At 70.5% G+C, this 23891-nt stretch carries 23 protein-coding genes and 1 pseudogene; 7 read left to right on the top strand and 17 right to left on the bottom strand.

From position 1 onward, the window contains the following. Positions 1-83 precede the first annotated feature (83 nt). The gene (lysS, locus tag ACZ5VC_RS24345; RefSeq protein WP_469122162.1) at positions 84-1817 is read right to left on the bottom strand and encodes a lysine--tRNA ligase; all 1734 of its coding nucleotides are present in this window, start codon (positions 1815-1817) and stop codon (positions 84-86) included. 154 nt (positions 1818-1971) lie between these two features. Here lysS and ACZ5VC_RS24340 point away from each other — a divergent pair. After that, positions 1972-2260, top strand: a pseudogene (locus ACZ5VC_RS24340) (arginine--tRNA ligase); the annotation flags it as partial. A gap of 390 nt (positions 2261-2650) precedes the next feature. Here ACZ5VC_RS24340 and ACZ5VC_RS24335 read toward each other — a convergent pair. Continuing rightward, complete coding sequence (locus ACZ5VC_RS24335; RefSeq protein ID WP_469122161.1) at positions 2651-2920, bottom strand: DUF1876 domain-containing protein; 270 nt, start codon at positions 2918-2920, stop codon at positions 2651-2653. 160 nt (positions 2921-3080) lie between these two features. Here ACZ5VC_RS24335 and ACZ5VC_RS24330 point away from each other — a divergent pair, with 160 nt between their 5' ends. The 3 genes from ACZ5VC_RS24330 (at position 3081) to ACZ5VC_RS24320 (ending at position 5816) form a co-directional block, all read left to right on the top strand. Then, positions 3081-3953, top strand: a complete 873-nt coding sequence (locus ACZ5VC_RS24330; protein ID WP_469122160.1) for an NAD(P)-dependent oxidoreductase — start codon at positions 3081-3083, stop codon at positions 3951-3953. 116 nt (positions 3954-4069) lie between these two features. After that, positions 4070-4975 (top strand): helix-turn-helix domain-containing protein, encoded by a 906-nt coding sequence (locus ACZ5VC_RS24325; protein WP_469122159.1) that lies wholly within the window; start codon positions 4070-4072, stop codon positions 4973-4975. An 88-nt stretch (positions 4976-5063) separates the two neighbouring features. Further along, on the top strand, positions 5064-5816 hold the full coding sequence (locus ACZ5VC_RS24320) for an AfsR/SARP family transcriptional regulator (protein WP_469122158.1): 753 nt from the start codon (positions 5064-5066) through the stop codon (positions 5814-5816). A 33-nt stretch (positions 5817-5849) separates the two neighbouring features. Here ACZ5VC_RS24320 and ACZ5VC_RS24315 read toward each other — a convergent pair whose 3' ends face one another. The 7 genes from ACZ5VC_RS24315 to ACZ5VC_RS24285 all read right to left on the bottom strand — a co-directional run bounded on the left by ACZ5VC_RS24315 (position 5850) and on the right by ACZ5VC_RS24285 (position 13067). Next, entirely contained in the window at positions 5850-6416 is a 567-nt protein-coding gene (locus ACZ5VC_RS24315) for a peptidase inhibitor family I36 protein (protein ID WP_469122157.1), read from the bottom strand. 103 nt (positions 6417-6519) lie between these two features. Further along, positions 6520-7518, bottom strand: coding sequence for a porphobilinogen synthase (gene hemB / locus ACZ5VC_RS24310; protein ID WP_469122156.1), 999 nt, complete (start codon positions 7516-7518; stop codon positions 6520-6522). Between the two features lie 233 nt (positions 7519-7751). Beyond that, entirely contained in the window at positions 7752-9422 is a 1671-nt protein-coding gene (locus tag ACZ5VC_RS24305) for a bifunctional uroporphyrinogen-III C-methyltransferase/uroporphyrinogen-III synthase (RefSeq protein WP_469122155.1), read from the bottom strand. Further along, a complete protein-coding gene (gene hemC, locus ACZ5VC_RS24300) occupies positions 9419-10378 on the bottom strand; it encodes a hydroxymethylbilane synthase (protein WP_469122154.1) in 960 nt (319 codons plus the stop codon). The genes ACZ5VC_RS24305 and hemC overlap by 4 nt, the downstream gene beginning before the upstream one ends. Further along, positions 10375-11730 (bottom strand): glutamyl-tRNA reductase, encoded by a 1356-nt coding sequence (locus ACZ5VC_RS24295; RefSeq protein ID WP_469122153.1) that lies wholly within the window; start codon positions 11728-11730, stop codon positions 10375-10377. The genes hemC and ACZ5VC_RS24295 overlap by 4 nt, the downstream gene beginning before the upstream one ends. After that, positions 11727-12503 (bottom strand): redox-sensing transcriptional repressor Rex, encoded by a 777-nt coding sequence (locus ACZ5VC_RS24290; protein ID WP_469122152.1) that lies wholly within the window; start codon positions 12501-12503, stop codon positions 11727-11729. The genes ACZ5VC_RS24295 and ACZ5VC_RS24290 overlap by 4 nt, the downstream gene beginning before the upstream one ends. Positions 12504-12776: 273 nt before the next feature. After that, positions 12777-13067 (bottom strand): glutaredoxin family protein, encoded by a 291-nt coding sequence (locus ACZ5VC_RS24285; RefSeq protein ID WP_469122151.1) that lies wholly within the window; start codon positions 13065-13067, stop codon positions 12777-12779. 148 nt (positions 13068-13215) lie between these two features. On the opposite strand from ACZ5VC_RS24285, the gene ACZ5VC_RS24280 reads away from it, so the two are divergent. From ACZ5VC_RS24280 to ACZ5VC_RS24270, 3 genes are all read left to right on the top strand, one after another. Beyond that, positions 13216-14151 (top strand): HAD family hydrolase, encoded by a 936-nt coding sequence (locus tag ACZ5VC_RS24280; protein WP_469122150.1) that lies wholly within the window; start codon positions 13216-13218, stop codon positions 14149-14151. Positions 14152-14577: 426 nt separating this feature from the next. Beyond that, a complete protein-coding gene (locus tag ACZ5VC_RS24275; protein ID WP_469122149.1) occupies positions 14578-15357 on the top strand; it encodes an ECF subfamily RNA polymerase sigma factor, BldN family in 780 nt (259 codons plus the stop codon). 215 nt (positions 15358-15572) lie between these two features. Continuing rightward, positions 15573-16772, top strand: coding sequence for a DUF5667 domain-containing protein (locus ACZ5VC_RS24270; protein WP_469122148.1), 1200 nt, complete (start codon positions 15573-15575; stop codon positions 16770-16772). Positions 16773-16855: 83 nt separating this feature from the next. On the opposite strand, the gene ACZ5VC_RS24265 is transcribed toward ACZ5VC_RS24270, so the two are convergent. The 8 genes from ACZ5VC_RS24265 to ACZ5VC_RS24230 all read right to left on the bottom strand — a co-directional run bounded on the left by ACZ5VC_RS24265 (position 16856) and on the right by ACZ5VC_RS24230 (position 23753). Next, the gene (locus tag ACZ5VC_RS24265; protein ID WP_469122147.1) at positions 16856-17917 is read right to left on the bottom strand and encodes a lysophospholipid acyltransferase family protein; all 1062 of its coding nucleotides are present in this window, start codon (positions 17915-17917) and stop codon (positions 16856-16858) included. A 15-nt stretch (positions 17918-17932) separates the two neighbouring features. Continuing rightward, a complete protein-coding gene (locus ACZ5VC_RS24260; RefSeq protein WP_469122146.1) occupies positions 17933-19003 on the bottom strand; it encodes an NAD-dependent epimerase/dehydratase family protein in 1071 nt (356 codons plus the stop codon). Positions 19004-19192: 189 nt separating this feature from the next. Next, positions 19193-19291: a 30S ribosomal protein bS22 gene (locus ACZ5VC_RS24255; protein WP_003948845.1), complete on the bottom strand. Its 99-nt coding sequence runs from the start codon at positions 19289-19291 to the stop codon at positions 19193-19195. 120 nt (positions 19292-19411) lie between these two features. Next, positions 19412-19621: a helix-turn-helix domain-containing protein gene (locus ACZ5VC_RS24250; protein WP_040875176.1), complete on the bottom strand. Its 210-nt coding sequence runs from the start codon at positions 19619-19621 to the stop codon at positions 19412-19414. A gap of 128 nt (positions 19622-19749) precedes the next feature. Further along, the gene (locus ACZ5VC_RS24245) at positions 19750-20565 is read right to left on the bottom strand and encodes a phosphatase (protein ID WP_469122145.1); all 816 of its coding nucleotides are present in this window, start codon (positions 20563-20565) and stop codon (positions 19750-19752) included. 140 nt (positions 20566-20705) lie between these two features. After that, the gene (locus ACZ5VC_RS24240) at positions 20706-21881 is read right to left on the bottom strand and encodes an acetoin utilization protein AcuC (protein WP_469122144.1); all 1176 of its coding nucleotides are present in this window, start codon (positions 21879-21881) and stop codon (positions 20706-20708) included. Then, positions 21850-23067, bottom strand: a complete 1218-nt coding sequence (locus ACZ5VC_RS24235) for an MFS transporter (protein ID WP_469122143.1) — start codon at positions 23065-23067, stop codon at positions 21850-21852. The genes ACZ5VC_RS24240 and ACZ5VC_RS24235 overlap by 32 nt, the downstream gene beginning before the upstream one ends. A gap of 41 nt (positions 23068-23108) precedes the next feature. After that, positions 23109-23753 carry an HAD family hydrolase gene (locus ACZ5VC_RS24230; protein WP_469122142.1) on the bottom strand — a complete coding sequence of 215 codons (645 nt, stop codon included), beginning with the start codon at positions 23751-23753 and terminating at the stop codon, positions 23109-23111. Between the last annotated feature and the right edge of the window lie 138 nt (positions 23754-23891).

Below are 23891 nucleotides of genomic sequence, written 5' to 3'. Positions count from 1 at the left end.
AGGGCTGTCGTACGGGGACCGGGCACGGGACGCGGAAGGGCCGCCACCGCGAGGTGACGGCCCTTCCGCGATCAGTCCGGGGACTACGCGCCGAGCAGCTTCCTGACCCGGTCCGCGCCCACCGCCAGCAGCAGCGTGGGCAGCCGCGGCCCCGTCTCCCGACTCACCAGGAGCTTGTAGAGCAGCGCGAAGAAGGACCGCTGGGCGACCTTCAGCTCCGGCGTCGGCTTGGCGTCGGGCTCCAGCCCGGCCATCACCTTCGGGACGCCGTAGACCAGCGTGGTCAGCCCGTCCAGGGACCAGTGGCTGTCCAGGCCCTCGAGGAGCAGCCGCAGCGACTCGCGGCCCTCGTCGTCGAGCGAGCCCAGGAGCTCCTTGTCGGGCTCGTCGCGGACGATGGTGCGCTGGTCGGCCGGGACCTGGGTGGTGATCCAGTTCTCGGCGCGGTCCAGGCGCGGGCGGACCTCGTCCAGCGACAGGACCGGCTTGTCCGGGTCCAGCTCGGTCAGGATGCGCAGGGTCTGCTCGTCGTGTCCGGCCGTGATGTCCATGACCGAGGCAAGCGTCCGGTACGGCAGCGGGCGCGGCGTGCGCGGCAGCTCACCGGCCGCCGTGCGCACGGCCCGGGAGTACGCCGCGGCGTCCGCCGGCAGCACGCTCCCGTCCTGGACCTTGCTCTCCAGCTTGTCCCACTCGTCGTAGAGCCGCTGGATCTCCTGGTCGAAGGCGATCTTGAAGGACTGGTTGGGGCGGCGCCTGGCGTAGAGCCAGCGCAGCAGCGGCGCCTCCATGATCTTCAGCGCGTCGGCCGGGGTGGGCACGCCGCCGCGCGAGGACGACATCTTCGCCATGCCGCTGATGCCGACGAACGCGTACATCGGGCCGATCGGCTGCACGCCGTCGAAGACGTCGCGCACGATCTGGCCGCCGACGACGAAGGACGATCCCGGGGAGGAGTGGTCGACGCCGGACGGCTCGAAGATCACGCCCTCGTAGGCCCAGCGCATGGGCCAGTCGACCTTCCAGACCAGCTTGCCGCGGTTGAACTCGCTCAGCCGGACGGTCTCGCCGAAGCCGCACGCCGTGCAGACGTAGACGAGCTCGGTGGTCTCGTCGTCGTACGACTGGACCGTCGTGAGGTCCTTCTCGCACTGCCCGCAGTAGGGCTTGTACGGGAAGTACCCGCCGGCCCCGCCGGAGCCGTCGTCCTCGTTGGCCGCGCCGGAGCCCTCGGCGGCCTCGACCTCGGCTTCGTCGAGGGGCTTCTGCGACTGCTTCGCCGGGGCCTTCTTGGTGCGGTACTGGTCGAGGATCGCGTCGATGTCGCCGCGGTGCTTCATGGCGTGCAGGATCTGCTCGCGGTAGGCACCGGCGGTGTACTGCTCGGTCTGGCTGATGCCGTCGTACTCGACGCCCAGCTCGGCGAGCGACTCGACCATGGCGGCCTTGAAGTGCTCGGCCCAGTTGGGGTGCGCGGAGCCGGCCGGGGCCGGGACCGAGGTCAGCGGCTTGCCGATGTGCTCGGCCCAGGACTCGTCGACGCCCTCGACGCCGTTCGGCACCTTGCGGTAGCGGTCGTAGTCGTCCCAGGAGATCAGGTGCCGGACCTCGTGTCCCCGGCGCCGGATCTCGTCGGCGACCAGATGCGGGGTCATGACCTCGCGAAGGTTGCCGAGGTGGATGGGACCGGAGGGGGAGAGTCCGGACGCGACGACGACCGGTTTGCCAGGCGCACGTCGCTCCGACTCGGCGATGACCTCGTCCGCGAAACGGGAGACCCAGTCGGTCTCGGTGCTGCTCTGAGCCACGGTCGGCACGTCCTTGATGCTTGATCTTGAATCTGTCGGTTGCTGGCGTCAGCCATTCTCCCAGACGAAACAACCCTCTCGATGGTTGTCCACAGGGTCGACGAACCGAAGATCTACTTCTACTCGGTCTTCAAACGAGCTTGACATGGACATCCAGGACGCGGCGGACAAGGTCGGCCTGACCGAGCAGGAGATCGTCGAGAACGGCCAGTACGTGGGCATCGACGCCGTGAAGTACGCGGACCTGTCGACCTCGGCGGCCCGCGACTACAAGTTCGACCTGGACCGATGGTCTCGCTGAACGGTGACACGTCCGTGTACCTCCAGTACGCGTACGCCCGTATCCGCTCGATCTTCGGCAACGCCGGCGACCGTACGCCGGTGCCCAGCCCGGACTCGAACTGGCCCCGGCGGAGCGCGCCCTGGCGCTGCACCTGGACCAGTTCGGGGAGCGCCCGAGCGTCGGTGTCACGCTGCTCGCCAAGTCCCTTGAGGCAGGGGTGGTGTCCGGGGCGAACGGCACCCCGGTCGACCCCACGACCGACGGGCCGCTGGCCGACCGACACACGCTGCTCTTCGGCTCGGCGGGCCGTCTGCTGACAGCTGTCTTCCGCACCGCGACCGCCTGGGTGATCCCGCGCAGCGCCCTGCTGCCCCGCTGGGCCGACCGGTCCGCGTACGCACTCGCGGCGGTGAATCTGGCCTTCGTCCCGTCGCTCAATTCCGGCAAGGACCCGGCGGTCTTCCACAGCGCGGCCGGCTGGGGAACCACGCCATGGTCGCGGGCCTGCTGCCGTACTGGATCCTCGCGATCTGCGTCCCTCCGCTCCGGGGCGGCCGCGTCACCTCAGGGGGTGCGACGTGCGGCCCGATGCCTCGTCGATCTCGGCGTGAGCCTTCTGCAACAACTGCGAGGCCAGGTCCATGAGGGCGCGGGCTCCCGCGATCTCCTCGCCGACCCGTAGCTGTTCGGGGTCGGACGGGTGGCGGTGGGCGTTGCCCTGGGCGCGGAACTCGGTGCCGTCGCCGAGCCTCACCATCGCGGCTGCCCGGGTCCGGTCGCCGTCCTCCTGGAATTCCATCTCGATGTGCCATCCGACAAGTGTCTGCATGGTGGATCACCTCCGGCGATACTCCTTCCAGAGTGCGCCGGGAGGGCACTGATCACCACATGTCACCGGGTTCACGGTCATCCTTTACTTACCAAAAGGTGAGTACCTCACTAATTAGTCGGTACTTGTCCCCTTCTCTGTGCGGGGCAAGGATCACCGCATGCCCGAAAACACCATCCACTCCCCTGTTTCCGTCCTCGGCCTCGGTCTGATGGGCACGGCCCTCGCCTCCGCACTCCTCAGGGCCGGCCACCAGGTCACCGTCTGGAACCGCTCGGCCGCCAGGACCGGCCCACTGGTCGCCCAGGGAGCGACCCCCGCCGACACCCCGGCCGCGGCCATCGCCGCAAGTCCCCTGGTCATCGTCTGCCTCACCACCAACGACGACGTCACCGAGGTCCTCGGCGCCGAGGACCTCACCGGCAGGACACTGCTCAACCTCACCAACGGCACCCCCGCCCAGGCCCGTTCGATCGCCGCATGGGCCGCAAGGGCGGGCGCCTCGTACATCGACGGCGGCATCATGGCCGTTCCGCAGATGATCGGCGGCCCGGCCGCGTACGTCCTCTACAGCGGCGACGAGCATGCCTACGAGACCTACCGCCCGGCCCTGGCCGCCTTCGGCGGCACGAAGTGGGTGGGCACGGACCCGGGCCGCGCCGCCCTGCACGACATGGCCCTGCTCACCGGCATGTACGGCATGCTCATCGGCGTGACCCAGGCCTTCGCCCTGGTCCGCACGGAGAACATCACGGCCACGGAGTTCGCCGAGCCCCTGCACGCCTGGGTCTCCGCGGTGCTGGGCGGTGTCGTCCCCGGCATCGCGGCGGCAATCGACTCGGGCCAACACCTGACCGACGTGTCGAGCCTCGCCATCAACCAGGCCGCCTTCCCCAACTTCATGGAGACCTACGAGGCCCAGGGCCTGAGCCCCGCCCTCTTCACCCCCTTCCAGCAGCTGCTCGACCGCTCGGTGCGAGAGGGCTACGCGGCCGACGGCCTGTCCCGCCTGGTGGACCTGCTCAAGCGCTGACACGCCCCCGGGCCCCTTCACGGGCCCAGGCTGTCGCAAAAGCCCCACGACAACCCCTTCGCCGGTGGAGCAGACTCGGGCCCGTGGTCCGCGACTGTGGGGGAACAGGGGGCTCCATGCTGCGCTACGCCTGTCCCGAGGGGACATGGGAATCGGTCTTCGCCTTACCCGACCGGCGTCTGTGGCCCGGGGTCCGCTGCTATCGGGGGTTCCGTTTCGCGCTGGACCGCCCCCGTCGCAGGCTCGAAGTGCCCAACGCGTCCGTGACCCTCATGCTCGGCTTCGGGGACCGCCTGAAGCTCCACGGGGGCGGGGCCACCCACGCGTACACCTCCCTGCTGGCCGGCTTGCGCACCGGCCCGGTCATCGGGGAGCACGAAGGCCGCCTGCACGGCGTGGAGATCATCTTCTCGCCGTGGGCGGCCTTCTCGCTGTTCGGGACGGGGCTGGGCGAGCTGGCCGGGACCACCGCCGACCCCGTGGACGTCCTCGGCCCCCGCGCGCGGCGGCTCACCGAGAAGCTGGCCGGCGCGGGCGCCTGGGACGAGCGGTTCGCGCTGCTCGACGCGACACTGCTGCGGTGGGCGCGCGCGGGCCGCCCGCACGCCCCGCAAGTGGCCTCGGCCTGGGACGAGTTGCGGCGGACGTCGGGCACCGCACCCCTGGCGGACCTGGCCGCCGGCTCGGGCTGGAGCAAGCGCCAGTTCCACCACCACTTCGTCGAGCAGATCGGTACGGCTCCGAAGACGGCCGCCCGGATCCACCGCCTCGGCCGGGTCCTGCGGATGCTCGCCGCGGACCGCCCCCACGCCCAGATCGCGGCGGCCTGCGGCTTCTTCGACCAGTCGCACCTGATCAGGGAGTTCTCGGCGATGACCGGCCTGACCCCCCGCCGCTTCCGCGCCGAGCGGACCTTCGGCGCCGGCGCCCCCTACTCGGGCGACCGGCTGCGGGGCGAGGTCACCAGCGTGCTTTTCCCGCCGCCCGGCCGCCCCCAGCCGTCCCCGGCCCGGCCCGTCTGACCCACGGGCCGCAGTTTTCTCCAATCCGCCGTGCCCGCCCCCATGCCACGCTGCCCACGAACGACCGACCGCATCACAGGGGGACCCATTGCGCTTCCGTGTGCTCGGACCCGTCACCGTCCACGACGGGCCGCATCGCATCGCACTGCGCGGCGGCAAGCAGCACGCCCTGCTCGCGGCGCTCCTCAGCCGCCCCAACTCCGTACTGTCGAGAGATCTGCTGGTCGACGCCCTCTGGGGGCCCGAACCTCCGCCCTCGGCCACCGACATGCTGCGCTGGCACGTCCACAAGCTGCGCAGGGCGGTGGGCGGCTCGCGCGTCCTCACCTCGCCGACGGGCTACACCCTCACCGCGGACCCGGAGGACATCGACGCCCAGCACTTCGAATCCGCCTGCGCCGACGCCCGCCGGCTCCTCGGCCACGACACCCGCCTGGCCGCGGCCCGCGCCGGTACGGTCCTCCAGGAGGCGCTGGCCCTCTGGCGCGGCCCCGCCTACGGCGACCTCGACGTCCCCCTGGTCCGGACGGAGGCCGTCCGCCTCCAGGAGTTGCACCTCGCGGCCTGCGAACTCCTCGCCCAGGCCGATCTCCTCACCGGCCAGGACACCACCGCCGCCGCCCGGCTGCGCCCGCTCGTCGCCGATCACCCCTTCCGCGAACGGTTCCGCGCCCAGCTCATGCTGGCGCTCTACCGCTCGGGCCGCCGCGCCGAGGCGCTGGACGTCTTCCACGACGGCCGTCGACTCCTCGACGAGGAACTGGGCCTGCTGCCGGGGCCCGAACTCCAGCGCCTCCAGCACTCGATCCTCGTCGGCGAAAGCGTTCAGGCCGCCACCTGAGCCGGTGACGGCCTGACACTCCCATCGGTTCCGCTAGCAGTTGCGCACCTTGTAGACCGGGGTCCAGCTGCCGGACGTGTCGTAGCTGCGGGCGCCGGGCGTCGTGTAGATCAGTGATCCGGACGAGTTGTACATCCGGGCCCTGGTGCCCGCCGACTGGTTGTTGTCCCACGAACCGTTGCCGGTCCAGGGGATGTTGTAGCTGCCGCAGGTGTACATGTTGATCTGGCTGCCGGTGAAGTTGGTGCCGCTGTACGCGCAGAAGCGCAGGTACGCGCAGGCGGCCATGGTCCCGACCGGGTCACTGAGGTCACGCGCGTACTTCTCGCCCGGCACGACGACCGTCAGCTCGGCGCCGGGGCCCAGCTTGATCTTGTTCGGCGCGATCTGCACCCCGCCCGTGCGCTGCTTGAACCCGTCGACCTTCGCCTGGAGGCCCTGGGCCTGGTCGGCGCTGAGTCCAGCGCTCCTGGCCCGGGCCGTGAAGTCGGCGGCGGAGGCGGCACCGGCGGTGCCGAGCCCCGCCACCAGGACGACGAAGATCCCTGCGAGTGTGGTGACGATCCGAGCGATCCCCCGGAAAGTGCGGTGGTCAGTCACAGAACTGCCTTCCCTCTCTCGACGTACGGAACGAACGAACGAGGGAACGCTCTCAGCCGCGCGTTGTGCGGCCGTTGTCATCCTGTTGTGCCACCGCGCGGGGTCAGGCCTGCCGCAGGTTCTGCGCGACCTCGGTCGCCCAGTACGTGAGGATCATCTGCGCACCGGCCCGCCGGATCCCGGTCAGGGTCTCCAAGATCGCCCGGTCCCGGTCGATCCAGCCCTTCTCGGCGGCGGCCTCGATCATCGCGTACTCACCGCTGATCTGGTACGCGGCGACCGGCACGTCCACGGCCTCGGCGACCTTGGCGAGGACGTCCAGGTACGGTCCGGCCGGCTTGACCATGACCATGTCGGCGCCCTCGTCGAGGTCCAGCGCCAGCTCCCGCATGGACTCCCGGAGGTTGGCCGGGTCCTGCTGGTACGTCTTGCGGTCACCGGTCAGCGACGAGCCGACGGCCTCGCGGAAGGGCCCGTAGAAGGCCGAGGAGTACTTGGCGGTGTAGGCGAGGATCGACACGTCCTCCTTGCCGATGGTGTCCAGCGCGTCGCGGATCACCCCGACCTGGCCGTCCATCATCCCGGAGGGTCCGACGACATGGACGCCGGCGTCGGCCTGGACCTGGGCCATCTCGGCGTACCGTTCCAGCGTCGCGTCGTTGTCGACGCGGCCGTCGGCGTCCACGACACCGCAGTGGCCGTGGTCGGTGTACTCGTCCAGGCACAGGTCCGACATGATCACCAGATCGTCCCCGACCTCGGCCTTCACATCACGAATGGCGACCTGCAGGATCCCGTCCGGGTCCGTGCCCGCCGTGCCGGCCGCGTCCTTCTTGGCGTCCTCGGGCACCCCGAAGAGCATGATTCCGGAGACGCCCGCGGACACGGCCTCGACGGCCGCCTTCCGGAGGGTGTCGCGGGTGTGCTGGACGACGCCGGGCATCGCGGCGATCGGAACGGGCTCGCCGATGCCTTCCCGCACGAACGCGGGGAGGATCAGATCGGCCGGATGCAGCCGCGTCTCGGCGACCATGCGCCGCATCGCGGGACTCGTCCGCAGCCTGCGCGGCCGCGCACCGGGAAAGGATCCGTACACAGTCATACGCTCCACGCTACGCCGGGCGAGGGTGTGCTTTTGCCGACCGGTTGTGGGCATGCGGCCACCCTGATGGGCAATCGTCCCGCACGGCCCGGCGGGTGGGCAGGCACAGGAGCCGGAGGGCGGCCCCCGTGAGGTTGCCGCGCACGCCGAGGCCCTCGCGGTGAACGGTCACCACGAGGGCCCGGGGCCACCCCGGGGGCGCGGAGCCCCACAGGGACCGCACCCCACAACGGCTACGTCGTCCGCCTCCGTCGCGCTCCCGGCCTGCGCTCGCTCGGCCGCGTCACCGGGTCGCCCGCCTCGCGCGCGGCCTCCCGGCGCCGCACGCCGAAGTCCGCCAGCGCCTCGGCCAGCTTGTGCACCGACGGCTCGGGCGACAGCACGTCCACCCGCAGGCCGTGCTCCTCCGCCGTCTTCGCGGTGGCCGGCCCGATGCAGGCGATGACCGTCACGTTGTGCGGCTTGCCGGCGATGCCGACGAGGTTGCGGACCGTCGAGGACGACGTGAAGAGCACGGCGTCGAAGCCGCCGCCCTTGATCGCCTCGCGGGTGTCCGCCGGCGGCGGCGACGCCCGTACGGTCCGGTAGGCCGTGACGTCGTCGACCTCCCAGCCCAGCTCGATCAGACCGGCCACCAGGGTCTCGGTGGCAATGTCGGCACGAGGCAGGAAGACACGGTCGATCGGGTCGAAGACCGGGTCGTACGGCGGCCAGTCCTCCAGGAGCCCCGCCGCGGACTGCTCACCGCTGGGCACCAGGTCCGGCTTCACACCGAAGTCGACCAGGGCCGCGGCCGTCTGCTCGCCCACCGCGGCGACCTTGATCCCCGCGAAGGCCCGCGCGTCGAGCCCGTACTCCTCGAACTTCTCACGCACCGCCTTGACCGCGTTGACGCTGGTGAAGGCGATCCACTCATAGCGGCCGGTGACGAGTCCCTTGACCGCCCGCTCCATCTGCTGCGGCGTCCGCGGCGGCTCGACGGCGATCGTCGGGACCTCGTGCGGAACGGCGCCGTAGGACCGAAGCTGGTCGGAGAGCGATGCCGCCTGCTCCTTCGTGCGCGGCACCAGCACCCGCCACCCGAAGAGCGGCTTCGACTCGAACCACGACAGCTGGTCGCGCTGGGCGGCGGCGCTGCGCTCACCGACCACGGCTATGACGGGCTGGTGGCCGTCGGGGGACGGCAGCACCTTGCCCTGCTTGAAGACCTGGGCGATGGTGCCGAGCGTGGCCGTCCAGGTCCGCTGCCGGGTCGTCGTGCCGGCGACGGTGACCGTCAGCGGGGTGTCCGGCTTGCGGCCGGCCGCGACGAGCTCACCGGCGGCCGCGGCGACCGAGTCCAGCGAGGTGGAGACGACGACGGTGCCGTCGGAGGCGCCGACCTCGTTCCAGCAGCGGTCGTTCGCCGTGCGGGCGTCGACGAAACGGACATCGGTGCCGTGGGCGTCGTCGCTCAGCGGGACACCGGCGTACGCGGGTACGCCCACCGCCGTCGCGACTCCGGGCACGACCTCGAAGGCGATGCCCTCGGAGGCGCAGGAGAGCATCTCCCGGCCCGCGTTCCCGTCGAGACCGGGGTCACCGGTCACCGCACGGACGACCCGCTTGCCGGACCGCGCGGCCTCCATGACAAGATTGGCCGCATCCCTCAACACGGGGACACCGGCGGTCTTTGACGCTTCGTCAACCACCGTCAGCTCAGGCGTGCTCACGCCCGCCCGGGCATGGCCTCGTACGACCTCGAGCACATCCGGCTCGGCGATCAGTACGTCCGCCCGGGCGAGTGCTTCGACCGCGCGGAGGGTCAGCAGTCCGGGGTCGCCGGGACCGGCGCCCAGGAAGGTGACGTGTCCGTGCCCGGAGTATGCCGAGGCTGCGATGGTGGTGGGGCTGGTGGGGCTCAAAGTGCTCGCTCCCCCATAAGACCGGCCGCACCCTTGGCGAGCATCTCGGACGCGAGTTCGCGACCGAGCGCGAGGGCGTCGCCGTGCGACGTAGGTACGGGACCGGTGGTGGACAGCTGCACCAGCGTGGATCCGTCGGTCGTGCCGACAACACCGCGCAGGCGCATCTCATGAACAACCTGTCCGTCGGCCAGCAGGTCGGCCAGCGCACCCACAGGTGCGGAGCAGCCGGCCTCCAGGGCGGCGAGCAGGGATCGCTCGGCGGTCACGGCGGCCCGGGTGTGCGGGTCGTCGAGCTCGGCGAGCGTGGCGGCGAGAGAGGCGTTGGCCGCCGTGCACTCGATCGCCAGTGCTCCCTGACCGGGAGCGGGCAAAACTGCGTCGACCGAGAGGAAGTCGGTGACCTCGTCGGTCCGTCCGATGCGGTTGAGACCGGCCGCGGCGAGAACCACCGCGTCCAGCTCCCCGCTGTGGACGTAGCCGACGCGGGTGTCGATGTTCCCGCGGATCGGCACGGTCTCGATGCGCAGGCCGTGGCTTCGGGCGTACGCGTTCAGCTGCGCCATCCGCCGCGGCGAACCGGTGCCGATCCGCGCCCCGTGGGGGAGCCGGTCGAGCGTCAGACCGTCCCGGGCGACCAGGACGTCACGCGGGTCCTCGCGCTTCGGGATCGCGGCCAGCGTGAGCTCGTCCGGCTGCGTGGTCGGCAGGTCCTTGAGCGAGTGCACGGCGAAGTCGACCTCACCGGCGAGCAGCGCGTCGCGCAGCGCGGTGACGAAGACGCCCGTGCCGCCGATCTGCGCGAGGTGCTCGCGAGAGGTGTCGCCGTACGTGGTGATCTCCACGAGCTCGACGGGCCGGCCTGTCAGCTGCCGTACGGCGTCGGCCACGTGCCCGGACTGGGCCATGGCGAGCTTGCTGCGCCTGGTCCCGAGCCTCAGTGCCCTCTCGGTCATACTCGCCCTCGGTTCTTGACATCGGCGTCATTCAGGTCGGCCCGGGAGACGGAGGCGACCGTCTCCGGGTCGAGGTCGAAGAGTGTCCGCAGCGCGTCGGCGTACCCGGCGCCGCCGGGCTCGCTGGCCAGCTGCTTGACCCGCACGGTCGGCGCGTGCAGGAGCTTGTCGACGACGCGGCGCACGGTCTGGGTGATCTCGGCGCGCTGCTTGTCGTCGAGGTCGGGCAGCCGCCCTTCCAGCCGGGCGACCTCGCCGGCGACGACATCGGCGGCCATGGTGCGCAGGGCCACGACGGTCGGGGTGATGTGCGCGGCGCGCTGGGCGGCGCCGAAGGCGGCGACCTCGTCGGAGACGATGCCCCGGACCTGGTCGACGTCGGCGGCCATGGGCGCGTCGGCGGAGGCATCGGCGAGCGACTCGATGTCGACCAGCCGGACGTTGAGCGTCCGGTGGGCCGCGGCGTCGATGTCCCGAGGCATGGCGAGGTCGAGCAGCGCGAGCGGGGCCGTACGCCCGCGCATGGCGCTCTCGACGGCCTCGGCGGTCAGGACGAGACCGGTGGCACCGGTGCACGACACGACCACGTCGGCACGTGTCAGCTCGTCGCCGACGGCGGCCATGTCGACGGCGCGGGCCGCCACGCCCGTACCCCCGGGCTCGGTGAGGATCTGGACGAGACGTTCGGCGCGGGCCGGCGTCCGGTTGGCGATCACGACCTCGGAGACTCCGGAGCGGGCCAGCGTCGCCGCGGCCAGCGAGGACATCGATCCGGCGCCGATGACGAGCGCCTTCTTGCCCTTGGCCCAGGTGTCGACGTCGCTGCCGACGGCGAGCTGCTCCAGGCCGAAGGTGACGAGCGACTGCCCGGCCCGGTCGATGCCGGTCTCGCTGTGTGCACGCTTGCCGACCCGCAGGGCCTGCTGGAAGAGGTCGTTCAGAAGCCGTCCGGCGGTGTGCAGCTCCTGGCCGAGCGCGAGCGCGTCCTTGATCTGGCCGAGGATCTGACCCTCGCCGACGACCATGGAGTCGAGCCCGCAGGCCACCGAGAAGAGGTGGTGGACGGCCCGGTCCTCGTAGTGCACATAAAGATAGGGAGTGAGCTCCTCCAGGCTGACACCGCTGTGCTGGGCGAGCAGCGTGGACAGCTCGGCGACACCGGCGTGGAACTTGTCCACGTCGGCGTAGAGCTCGATGCGGTTGCAGGTGGCCAGCAGCGCGGCCTCGGCGGCCGGTTCGGCGGCGAGGGTGTCCTGGAGCAGCTTGGCCTGGGTGTCCGCGGCGAGCGAGGCCCGCTCGAGGACGCTGACCGGGGCGCTGCGGTGGCTGAGACCGACGACGAGGAGGCTCATGCCGGCATCACGGCGGGCATGTCCCCGTCGGGTCCCTTCGGGGTCGGGGCGGCGGCGCCACCGCGGACGGCGGGCGGCACGGCGGCACCGGCCGCTTCGGCCTCCGCCTCCTCGCCGGCCTTGCGCTGCTCGTGGAAGGCGAGGATCTGCAGCTCGATGGAGAGGTCCACCTTGCGCACGTCGACACCGTCGGGCACGGAAAGCACCGTCGGGGCGAAGTTGAGGATGGAGGTGACACCGGCGGCGATGAGCCGCTCGCTGACCTGCTGGGCGGCACCGGCCGGGGTCGCGATGACGCCGATGGAGACGCCGTTCTCCTTGATGATCTTCTCGAGCTCGTCGGTGTGCTGGACCGGGATCCCGGCGACCGGCTTGCCGGCCATCGCGGGGTCGGCGTCGATCAGCGCGGCGACCCGGAAGCCGCGGGAGGCGAACCCGCCGTAGTTGGCGAGGGCGGCGCCGAGGTTACCGATACCGACGATGACGACGGGCCAGTCCTGCGTGAGCCCGAGCTCGCGGGAGATCTGGTAGACGAGGTACTCGACGTCGTAGCCCACACCCCGCGTGCCGTACGAGCCGAGGTAGCTGAAGTCCTTGCGCAGCTTCGCGGAGTTCACTCCGGCGGCCGCCGCGAGTTCCTCGGAGGAAACCGTGGGTACGGAACGTTCCGAGAGCGCGGTGAGCGCGCGCAGATACAGCGGAAGCCGGGCGACGGTGGCCTCGGGGATTCCTCGGCTGCGGGTCGCCGGTCGGTGAGTTCGGCCAGTTGCCACGGTGCTCCTGCGGGATGAGCGGGGCTGCAGGCGGCCATATGTCCCAGGACCGCCCCGTCGAATGCAGGCTATGTCTTTGTGAACGCGTGCACAAAGATGGTGTCCGGTTTGTCCGGGCAAAGTGACCGGGGTCACGCGCTCAGTTCGGTGAATCCTGGAACCGCGGGCCGTGCGGAAGCGTTGCAGAGCCGAGGGGGGCAAAACCGTACACACTCCTCACGACTGCGCCCCCGAAACCCAACAAAACGTCCACGATGGTAACCGCCTTTCGCTTCAGGCAACCAATTCGCGGCGGAGCCGCTCGGGGTCCACTCGCCAGAAGGTGTGCTGCTCACCGTCGACCAGGACGACCGGGATCTGTTCCCAATACGCCCGGTGGAGCTCCTCGTCCTGGGTGATGTCCTTCTCCTCCCAGAGCGCTCCGGTCTCGGCACACACCTTCTCGATCACCGCCCGCGCGTCGTCGCAGAGGTGGCATCCGGGCTTCCCGATGAGGGTCACCGTCCGGGGCCCCGACTCCTGGCCCGTCTCGTTCTTCTTCGTTCGCCGCAACATGCCGACCATTCTCCGCCCACGGCCCTGCTCCGGACCCACACCCGTTATCTCCAGCTTGCTCCCCAATGGCCGGATTAACAGCGCGGTCGCCGAGAGTTCACGCCGTCGCATCCCCGGCGCGTCGGGAACGACCGAACAGACTGGCTATGCTCACGACATGGCCGCACTGGGATGGCTCACGCCGCGTAAACGCTCCGCCACCGCGCGCAGCGTGCTGGCAGGAGAGGCAGCAGCCGAGGCGGCGCGCAAGACGTCGCAGGAACTGGAAGAGGCCGCCGCTCGGCAGGAACCGCCGACGGAACCCGTCTTTCCGGTCGTCGGCGACGAACACGCCGCCGCATTCTTCGACCTCGACAACACCGTGATGCAGGGCGCCGCGATCTTCCACTTCGGCCGCGGCCTGTACAAGCGGAAGTTCTTCCAGCGCCGCGAGCTGGCCCGTTTCGCCTGGCAGCAGGCCTGGTTCCGGCTGGCGGGCGTCGAGGACCCCGAGCACATGCAGGACGCCCGCGAGAGCGCCCTGTCCATCGTCAAGGGCCACCGCGTCTCCGAGCTGATGTCCATCGGCGAGGAGATCTACGACGAGTACATGGCCGACCGCATCTGGCCCGGCACCCGCGCCCTCGCCCAGGCCCACCTCGACGCGGGCCAGAAGGTGTGGCTGGTCACCGCCGCCCCGGTCGAGACGGCCACGATCATCGCCCGCCGCCTCGGTCTGACCGGCGCGCTGGGCACGGTCGCGGAGTCGGTCGACGGCGTCTACACCGGCAAGCTGGTCGGCGAGCCGCTGCACGGCCCGGCGAAGGCCGAGGCGGTCCGCGCCCTGGCCGCGGCCGAGGGCCTGGACCTCAGCCGCTGCGCCGCGTACAGCGACTCGCACAACGACATCCCGATGCTCTCGCTGGTCGGGCACCCGTACGCGATCAACCCCGACGCCAAGCTGCGCAAGCACGCCCGGGCCCGTGAGTGGCGGCTGCGCGACTACCGGACCGGCCGCAAGGCGGCCAAGGTCGGCATCCCGGCGGCCGCGGGCGTGGGCGCGCTTGCCGGCGGCACGGCGGCCGCCGTCGCGCTTCACCGCCGCCGTCGCTGACAGCCGTCCCTCACCGCCACCGTCCGCACGCGACCGCCCGTCGGCGCCGCGGGCAGGCAGGCAACCCCGGCCGAGCCGCGTTAACCCGTACGTGGTCGAACACGTCCGCACAGGGCGACGCACAGCCATTCCCCGACCCCTACCCCCGAGTGCATCCGGTCAGTCGCACCCTTAGCACTCGGGCACAACAGGTCAGCGGTGTATGCAGATCACGAAGAAATCCGATCAACAAGCGATCACCAAGTGCGACTCGATACGCCTCGTAGCAGTAACAGATGCGACCTAATCGATGATTTGAGCAACTGGGTGTAGTGCTGCCTGTACGAAGCGTTATTCTCCTCAGACGCATGCCGGAACCCACACGTCGCTACGACGGGTGAATGGTCCCGTACTGCACGTGATGGAAGCTCTGCCTCTGGGAGTCCCGTGTCCTCACACGTCGGGGTTGACGCCTCGGGCCTGGCTACGCTCCGCGCAACGGTCCTCGACCACTTGCGCGGCTTCGTCCCCACCGCGTACGCCGTCCCCGCTTTTGCCGCACCGGCACTCGCCGGTCCCTGCTATGCCCTGGCCGACGGCGGTCCCGCCGTCGGCAGACGGGGCGGTCGCGGCGGCTCCGGAACCTCGACCACCGCCCGCCGCCCCACCGCCGACAGCGACAGCGCGCGCATGATGGACCTCGTCGAGCGCGCCCAGGCTGGCGAGGCCGAGGCCTTCGGCCGTCTGTACGACCAGTACAGCGACACCGTGTACCGCTACATCTACTACCGCGTCGGCGGCAAGGCGACGGCGGAGGACCTCACAAGCGAGACGTTCCTGCGCGCCCTCCGCCGCATCTCCACCTTCACCTGGCAGGGCCGCGACTTCGGCGCCTGGCTGGTGACGATCGCGCGCAACCTGGTGGCGGACCACTTCAAGTCCAGCCGCTTCCGCCTCGAAGTCACCACCGGCGAGATGCTCGACGCCAACGAGGTGGAGCGCAGCCCGGAGGACTCCGTCCTTGAGTCCCTCTCCAACGCCGCCCTGCTGGAGGCGGTCCGCCGCCTCAACCCCCAGCAGCAGGAGTGCGTCACGCTGCGCTTCCTGCAAGGCCTCTCCGTCGCCGAGACCGCCCGCGTGATGGGCAAGAACGAAGGCGCCATCAAGACCCTTCAGTACCGGGCCGTGCGCACCCTGGCACGGCTCCTCCCGGACGACGCCCGCTGACCCCAACTCACAATCGGTGACGCCACGATGACGCACTGGTCCGATCATCTTTCGCGCGTAACCCAAGTGCCGCGCCGCTCGTTGTGCGGGATGCAGGCTCCCTGTGGTCGCGCCATGTCCACAGCCACTCACTCGATCGTGTGGATGTGCTCAAGGCGTGCAACCTTCCGACCACCCAGGGGAGTCGACCGTCACGACGAGAGGAGGTGCCGCCAGTGATCGCGAACGTATCGGCGCACCGGCGGGCGAACGCCTTCGCCCAGACCCTGGAGGATCGGACGCCCCAGGGCACGGCGGCCGAGCAGCCCGAGGCATCGGCCGAACCGGCCGAGCATGGGCGGCTGTTGGCCCTGGCGAAGGGCCTCGGCGAGCTGCCGAAGCCACAGATGGACCCCGAGGTCAAGGTGGTGCAGCGGGCCCAGCTCGTGGCCGCCATGGAAGCGATGCTCGCGGAAGGGGGCGCGTCCGCCGGCACAGCGGTGCCGGAGCAACGGACATCGAGCGGCCGGGGCGCCCACCGCGCCTCGCCGCTGGGGAAGCTGCGTCCCAGATCCCGCTGGTCCAAGGGTCTCGCGGCCGGCGGGCTCACCGTCGGTGTCGCCGCGGGAGCCTTCAGCGGAGTGGCCGCGGCCAGTTCCGACGCGCTCCCCGGCGACTCGCTGTACGGGCTGAAGCGGGGCATGGAGGATCTCAAGCTGGGGCTGGCGGACGACGACGCCGACCGCGGCGGGATCTATCTGGACCAGGCCTCCACCCGGCTCAGCGAGGCCCGCAGGCTCATGGAGCGCGGCCGGCTCGGCGACCTCGACCACGAGTCACTGGGCGAGATCCGCCGCGCGCTCAACGGCATGCAGCACGACGCGTCCGAGGGGCACCGGCTGCTGCGACTGGCCTACCAGCGGGACGGCGCCCTCGGCCCCATGGCCACGCTCAACTCGTTCGCCCAGAACCACCGATCCACCTGGAACGGTCTGCGCGACCGGCTGCCCGCCCAGCTGACCGACGTCGGCAACGAAGTGAGTTCGGTCTTCGACGCCATAGACGAAGAGGTCGGCCCGCTCCAGTCGGTCCTGCCACAGCCCCCCCAGAAGGGCCGTGGGGGCAGCAGCGGCCGCCCGGGCGCCACCCAGGACAGTACGAGCAGGGGTACGGGAACGCACTCCCCGTCCTCCCCCGCCGGACCGTCCAAGGACGGCAGCCGGCCGTATCCCTCCGGATCCGGCTCGGGCAGCGCCGCGGACGACGGCCTGCTGGACGGCCATTCGGGCGGGATCCTCGACCAGCCGACACCGGGCGTTCCCTCGGCACCGGAGGGCAGGCCGTCGGTGCCGCCGGCACCCGACGTCACCATCCCGCCGATCCTGCCGGGGATCATTCCGGGGCTGGGCATCGACGGCGAGGACGCGCGGGACTAGCAGGCAGGGCCGTACGTGAAGGGGGCGCCCCTCGACAGGGGCGCCCCCTTCACGTACCGGAAAGACCGTCAGGAGAAGGGTCGTCAGAAGAAGACCGACCGGCGCTGCACCAGCAGCTTGTAGAGCGTGTGCTGGATCTGCTCCCGCACCTGGTCCGTCAGGTTGAACATCAGCATCGGATCCTCGGCCGCCTCCGGCGGATAGCCGTCCGTGGGGATCGGCTCACCGAACTGGATCGTCCACTTGGTCGGCAGCGGCAACACCCCCAGCGGCCCGAGCCACGGAAACGTCGGCGTGAGCGGGAAGTACGGAATACCGAGCACCCGCGCCAGCGTCTTGGCATTGCCGATCATCGGGTAGATCTCCTCGGCGCCGACGATCGAGCACGGCACGATCGGCACCCCCGCCTGGAGAGCCGTGGAGACGAAGCCGCCCCGCCCGAAACGCTGCAGCTTGTAGCGCTCGCTGAACGGCTTCCCGATGCCCTTGAAGCCCTCCGGCATCACCCCGACGACCTCGCCGCGCCGCAGCAGCCGCTCGGCGTCCTCCGCACAGGCCAGCGTGTGCCCCGCCTTCCGCGCGAGTTCGTTGACCACCGGCAGCATGAAGACCAGATCCGCGGCCAGCAGCCGCAGATGTCGGCCCGCCGGATGGTTGTCGTGGACGGCGACCTGCATCATCAGACCGTCCAGCGGCAGCGTCCCCGAGTGGTTGGCCACCACGAGCGCCCCACCCTTCGACGGGATGTTCTCGATGCCCTTCACCTCGACCCGGAAGTACTTCTCGTACAGGGGCCGCACCAGTGACATCAGGACCTGGTCGGTCAACTCCTCGTCGTAGCCGAACTCGTCGACCTCGTAGTCCCCGGTGACACGGCGCCGCAGAAAGGCCAGCCCGCCGGCGAGCCGCCGCTCCCAGTCGCTGCCCGGAGTCCGGCTCCCGCCTCCCGGCGCCCCGGCGGGCCCTTCAGCGGCCGCCTCGGGGCCTTGCTGCCCCGGCAGGGAGCTGACCGCCGCATCGCCCCCGGAAGGCGGCAGGGCGTCGCTCTTGCGCCTGCCACCCGCCCCGGGGCGGCGACGCGAGGGACGCGGCGCGCCCGCGCGTGACCGGTCGTCGTCGAACGGAATGACCTTGGCGTCCGCCATCGTTGCCCGCGCTCCTTAGTCGGCGCTCAGTGTGGGTGTCCTGGTGCGGTCCGCCGCGCCCACCAGGCGGGAGGCCGCGATCCGGTCGACCGCCGCGGCGACGGTCTCCGGAGGAAGCAGGCCCGGGCCGCGGCTGCGCGCGAAGTCCGCGAAGGTCTGCGCGGTCGAGAACTTCGGCGCGAAGCCGAGCGTCTCGCGCATCTGCACCGTACTGACCACCCGGCCATGGGTGAGCAGCCGGATCTGCTCGGGCGAGAAGTCCGTCATACCGACCGTGCGCAGCGCGGAGCCGACCCAGGTGACGGCCGGAAGCAGGACCGGCACGGTCGGCCGGCCCAGGCGCCGCGAACACTGCGACAGCAGCAACACCCCGTCGCCCGCCACGTTGAAGGTCCCGCTGTTCAGCGTGGCGCGCCGCGGCTCGTGCGAGGCGAGTCGCAGCACGTCGATGACGTCGTCCTCGTGGACGAACTGCAGCCTCGGGTCGTAGCCGAAGACCGTCGGCAGGACCGGCAGCGAGAAGTAGTCGGCGAGCGGGGAGTCGGCGCAGGGGCCGAGGATGTTCGCGAAGCGCAGGACGCAGACGGCGACATCGGGCCGGCGCCGGGCGAAGCCCCGCACGTATCCCTCGACCTCCACGGCGTCCTTGGCGAAGCCGCCGCTCGGCAGCGACTTGGGCGGGGTGGTCTCGGTGAACACGGCCGGGTCGCGGGGTGCGGAGCCGTACACGCTCGTACTGGACTTGATCACCAGCCGCTTGATGCTCGGGCTCTTCTGGCAGGCCCCGAGCAGCTGCATGGTGCCGATGACGTTGGTCTCCTTGACCGTGGCGCGGCCGCCGGCGCCGAGAGGCGTTCCCGTGACGTCCATGTGGACCACGGTGTCGACGCCGTACTCGGCGAGGACCCGCGCTATGGCGGGCTGCCGGATGTCCGCCCGGACGAAATCGGCGCCGCCCAGGTGGTGCTCGGGAACCACGGCGTCCACGCCGACGACCCGGTCCACTTCCGGATCCCGCAGGATGCGCCGTACGAAACGGCCGCCCAGCTGCCGGGCCACTCCGGTGACGAGCACGACCTTGCCCAAGATCAGCGCCTTTCCTTCGGTGCTCCCGCTCCGTCATGCGTCACCGTAGCGGGTTGATGTTGCGCTGTGATGACCGCACGGGCCGTTGCCGGCCCATTGCCCCCGAATACACCGCAGGCCCCCGGACACACCGCAGGCCCCCCACCGAATCGGTGGGGGGCCTGCGAATGCCGCACGTACAGCCGTCGCTTACTTCTTGTTGCGACGCTGAACGCGGGTGCGCTTGAGCAGCTTGCGGTGCTTCTTCTTGGCCATCCGCTTGCGCCGCTTCTTGATAACAGAGCCCACGACTACCCTCGCTCACTTCTCTTCACTGGTGCGGGGCGTCTGGGCCCACACGACCTACGTCGGCCTAGCCTACCGGCCCGAGCGCTGAGCTTGTAATCCGAGGGTCGCGGAGGGCTCCGCCTACGCCGTTTCCACCCCCACGAAGGACTCTCGGAGGTACTCGTGAACCGCTTGCTCCGGGACCCGGAAGGACCTTCCCACCCTGATCGCCGGCAGATGACCGCTGTGCACCAAGCGGTACACGGTCATCTTCGACACTCGCATCACCGAGGCGACTTCCGCCACGGTCAGAAACTTGACCTCGTTGAGAGGCCTCTCGCCAGCAGCCATGACCCACCTGTACCTTCCGCACACGACGCCCACCGGCTTCCCCTCCGGTGACTCTTCGTCGCGGTGCGCTCACGCTCCAGACTAGGGGCGGGTGGTACGAGTGGGGAAGAGGAGCAGCCATCCGCCGTTTACCGTGACAGACACGCTCGATTGAGTACATAGCGAGTAAGTGGTCGGTAGTAATCGGACCGCACACCGTCATCGAGCGGAACGGCGACGGACACCCGCCCCTCCGCCTCCCCGACGAACAGCGCCGGATCGTCCGTGTCGCCCAGGCCGATGGCCTCAATACCCAGCTGACCTGCCCCGCAGACCCATCCGTGGTCTCCGACGACGAGCTCCGGCAGCGGCCAGCCGCCGTCCACGGTCCCCTCCAGGGCAGCCCTGATCGGCAGCGGTGAGTGCGTGTGCGCCCCGGTCTCACGCCCGGCGCCCGGAACGCCGGGTTCCCGTACCAACGCAACTCCTCGTACGTAGTCGAGGCAGTACGTGCGTACGCCGAACCGGGTCGTTATGTCGACACATCGCCCCTGCGCGGGTGTGAGAACAAGACATCCCGCCGCCGACAAAGCGTCTGCGAGATCACCGTAGAACCCGAGCAGCCGATGCGGATGCCCCGTCCCCAGCAGCACCGGAGCCCGCCGCGCCGCCGCCTCGGCGAGGCGCCCGGCGAAGGCGTCGAGCCCGCTCAACGTCCGCTCGGGGTCGATCGCGTCGGGACCCGACACATGGTCAGGGTCGGCGGAGACCCCGCACTTGTCGGCCATCAGCGCCATCACGTCCCGCTCGCTCCACCCCCAGGCGGGGTCGAGTCCGAGGGTCACCCGCGGATCGCGCGCGGCGAAGAGCCGATAGCTCCGCAGACTCTCCTCCCGTGACGTGGCCACGGGCCCGGCCAGCCTGGCCGCCAATAAGTGCGCGCGCAGCGCCCCGGTGCTCAACACCTCCCCGATGGTGCCGAAAAACCCCCCGCGAAGTACCAAAACCCCGGACACACCGCACAGTCGGCGTAACAGCCGTAACCTGTGCCGCGCCGGGGGAGCGGGCAGGTGGCGGTCCGTCAGGAGGGTCGCGCGGCAAGCTTTTACGCGAGCAGTCCCCGCAGCGGGAACACGGCACGCCGGGTGGCCAGCACCGCCTGGTCGAGACGGTCCGCCGGGTCGTAGCCCGCCTCCCACTCACGCCACTCCACCGGCCACCGCCCGTCCGTCATCCGACCGGGCGCCAACTGCCGCGTCCGCGCGTACACCTCGTCGCGCCACGACGCCGGGACGACCGACTCCGGCTCGATGGGGTGATGCGCCGCGATCGCCACCAGATGCGTCCACGAGCGCGGTACGACATCCACCACCGCGTACCCGCCGCCGCCGAGCGCGACCCAGCGCCCGTCGGCGTACTCGTGCGCCAGCTCGTGACAGGCCATCTGCACCGCCCGCTGCGCGTCCAGCGACACCGCCAGATGCGCCAGCGGGTCCTCGAAATGCGTGTCGGCGCCGTGCTGCGTCACCAGCACCTGCGGCCGGAAGTCCGCCAGCAGCTCCGGCACCACCGCATGGAACGCCCGCAGCCACCCGGCGTCGCCCGTCCCCGCCGGCAACGCCACATTCACGGCCCCGCCCTCGCCCGGGCCCACCGCGCCCGTCTCCTCGGGCCACCCCGTCTGCGGGAACAGCGTCCTGGGGTGCTCGTGCAGAGAGATCGTCAGGACCCGGGGATCCTCCCAGAACGCCGCCTGCACCCCGTCACCGTGGTGGACATCCACGTCCACGTACGCCACCCGCTCGGCCCCCAGCTCCAGAAGCCGGGCGATCGCGAGCGACGCGTCGTTGTAGATGCAGAACCCCGACGCGGCCCCCGGCATCGCATGGTGCAGCCCGCCCGCGAAGTTCACCGCGTGCGCGGCCTCGCCCCGCCACACTGCCTCGGCCGCCCCCACCGACTGCCCGGCGATCAGCGCGGAGGCCTCGTGCATCCCGGCGAACGCGGGGTCATCGACCGTACCGAGACCGTACGACTGGTCCGCCGCCCTCGGATCCGCCGAAGCGGCACGCACGGCCGCCACATAGTCCTCTCGGTGCACCAGCCGGAGCGTCGAATCCCCCGCCGGCTTCGCGGCCCTCACGTCCACGGCGCGATCGAGTTCGTACGCCCGCACCAACCCCATGGTCAGCGCGAGCCTGACCGGATCCATCGGGTGACTGGACCCGAAGTCGTACCCCGTGACAGCTTCATCCCACATCAACAGTGCGCGGCCGCTCATGCCCGCCACCGTATCTGGCCGGTTGAGAACCGAACGACTTGGCGTACACCACGGTCACAAGTACCAACACCATCGGAACGAGCATCGCCCCCCGATAGCTCCACGCGTCCCCGAGCGCCCCCACCAAGGGTGAGCCGACCAGAAATCCCACGTAGTTGAAGACATTGAGCCGCGCCACAGCAGCATCACTGGCCCCGGGGAACAACCGCCCCGCCGCCGCGAACGTCTGCGGCACGATCACGCTCAACCCGAACCCCAGCACCGTGAACCCGGCCATCCCGACCCACGCACCGGGCGCCCCCGCCACCACCATGAACCCGAGCGCCGCCAGCACCGCGCCACACCGCACCACGGCCGTCGCCCCGAACCGCCGCACACCGAAGTCCCCCACGGCCCGCCCCAGCAGCGTCGTGACCATGTAGGCGTTGTACGGAACGGTCGCCGTCTCCTCCGAACTTCCGAGGACGTCCTGCAGATACTTCGCGCTCCAGTTGGAGACGGTCGAGTCTCCGATGTACGCGAACGTCATCACCGCGCAGAGCGGCAGCAGCAGCCGGAAGACGAGACCGCTCCCCTCCGCCGCGTCCGCTGCCTTCCGGGCCCCCGCGTCCACCGGGGCCGCCCCGCCGCCGTCCACATACGACCGGCTCCCCACCAGCACCACCGGCAGCAGCACCACCACGGCCGGCAGATATGAGACGAACAGCGCCAAGTCCCAGTGCGCCCCCGCCCACGCCATCGACGCACCGGCGATCCCGCCCAGGCTGTAAGCGGCGTGGAACCCGAGCATGATGCTGCGCCCGTATGCCCGCTGCAGGCTCACCCCGAGCATGTTCATCGACGCGTCCAGCGCCCCGACCGCCAACCCGAACACTCCGAGCGCCACGGCCACCTGCCACATGGCGGTCCCGGCTCCGACCCCGAGGAGCGCCAGGAGCACCACGGGCTGGGCCCACCGCAGCACCACACTCGGCGGGACCCGTACGACCACCTTCTCGGTGACCACGCTCGCCACCCCGGCCAGCACCGGCACCGCGGCCAGGAACGCGGGCAGCAGGGCGTCGGATATCCCGTACCGGTCCTGAATCGCGGGGATCCGCGTCACCAGCAGGGCGAACGTCACCCCCTGCACAAAGAAGCCGACCGACAGGGCACCCCGCCCACGCCGCAACCGCGCATCCGTCATGGCCGCACAGTAGGCGGCCGATCTACCCATGGGTAGATCGATCACACAAGCAATCCGGGGAGTTCCGCCATCGACCCGAAGTACCCCCTCGCCCCCACCAGTCGGGAGGCCGGCGTCATGGCCGTGAATCCGTACACGTCCATCCCCGCGGCCCGGGCCGCGGCCACCCCGAGCGGACTGTCCTCGACGACCGCGCACCGCTCCGGCGCCACCCCCATCCGCTCCGCCGCGTACAGAAACAGATCGGGCGCCGGCTTCCCCTTCCCCACGTCCTGTCCGCTGAAGATGTTCTCGTCCCGGAACCAACGGTCGAGCCCGGTCTTACGATGCCCCACCCGGATCCGCTCATGGCTCCCGGAGGAGGCAACGCAGTACGGCACTCCGTCCGCCACCAACTTCTCCAGCACCTCGGTGGCCCCGGCCACCGGCTCCAACTCCCGCTCGAACGCGGCGAAGACGCGCGTGTGCAGCGTCTCGTCGAACTCCTCGGGCAGACGGCGTCCCGTGCGCTCCCTGACGAGGTCATGGACGCGATGCACGGCAGCGCCCATGTAGTCGCGCAGCGAGTCCTCGTACGAGGTGGGGTGCCCCAACTCGGTCAGGTACCCGGCGAGGATGGTGTTGGAAAGGGGCTCGCTGTCGACGAGCACCCCGTCGTTGTCGAAGACGACCAGTTCGTAGCGCATGGCCCAACCCTAAGAGGCAGTGAAACTCCGAGAGGCAGTGAAAGGGTCGTGAACGCAGAAAAGCCCCGCACCATAAGGTGCGGGGCTTTCCCACAATGATTGTTCGGCGGCGTCCTACTCTCCCACAGGGTCCCCCCT

The organism is Streptomyces sp. NPDC033174 (assembly GCF_055577795.1).
Note: the sequence above shows the minus strand (reverse complement) of the source record. Positions and strands in the feature narration are given on the sequence as shown.

Excerpts from the sequence above, each read along its gene's own strand:
- ACZ5VC_RS24335 (WP_469122161.1), bottom strand. The coding sequence starts at position 2,920 with ATGCAGACACTTGTCGGATGGCACATCGAGATGGAATTCCAGGAGGAC.
- ACZ5VC_RS24330 (WP_469122160.1), top strand. The coding sequence starts at position 3,081 with ATGCCCGAAAACACCATCCACTCCCCTGTTTCCGTCCTCGGCCTCGGT.
- ACZ5VC_RS24325 (WP_469122159.1), top strand. The coding sequence starts at position 4,070 with ATGCTGCGCTACGCCTGTCCCGAGGGGACATGGGAATCGGTCTTCGCC.
- hemB (WP_469122156.1), bottom strand. The coding sequence starts at position 7,518 with ATGACTGTGTACGGATCCTTTCCCGGTGCGCGGCCGCGCAGGCTGCGG.
- hemC (WP_469122154.1), bottom strand. The coding sequence starts at position 10,378 with ATGACCGAGAGGGCACTGAGGCTCGGGACCAGGCGCAGCAAGCTCGCC.
- ACZ5VC_RS24295 (WP_469122153.1), bottom strand. The coding sequence starts at position 11,730 with ATGAGCCTCCTCGTCGTCGGTCTCAGCCACCGCAGCGCCCCGGTCAGC.
- ACZ5VC_RS24285 (WP_469122151.1), bottom strand. The coding sequence starts at position 13,067 with ATGGTCGGCATGTTGCGGCGAACGAAGAAGAACGAGACGGGCCAGGAG.
- ACZ5VC_RS24280 (WP_469122150.1), top strand. The coding sequence starts at position 13,216 with ATGGCCGCACTGGGATGGCTCACGCCGCGTAAACGCTCCGCCACCGCG.
- ACZ5VC_RS24265 (WP_469122147.1), bottom strand. The coding sequence starts at position 17,917 with ATGGCGGACGCCAAGGTCATTCCGTTCGACGACGACCGGTCACGCGCG.
- ACZ5VC_RS24250 (WP_040875176.1), bottom strand. The coding sequence starts at position 19,621 with ATGGCTGCTGGCGAGAGGCCTCTCAACGAGGTCAAGTTTCTGACCGTG.
- ACZ5VC_RS24240 (WP_469122144.1), bottom strand. The coding sequence starts at position 21,881 with ATGAGCGGCCGCGCACTGTTGATGTGGGATGAAGCTGTCACGGGGTAC.
- ACZ5VC_RS24235 (WP_469122143.1), bottom strand. The coding sequence starts at position 23,067 with ATGACGGATGCGCGGTTGCGGCGTGGGCGGGGTGCCCTGTCGGTCGGC.
- ACZ5VC_RS24230 (WP_469122142.1), bottom strand. The coding sequence starts at position 23,753 with ATGCGCTACGAACTGGTCGTCTTCGACAACGACGGGGTGCTCGTCGAC.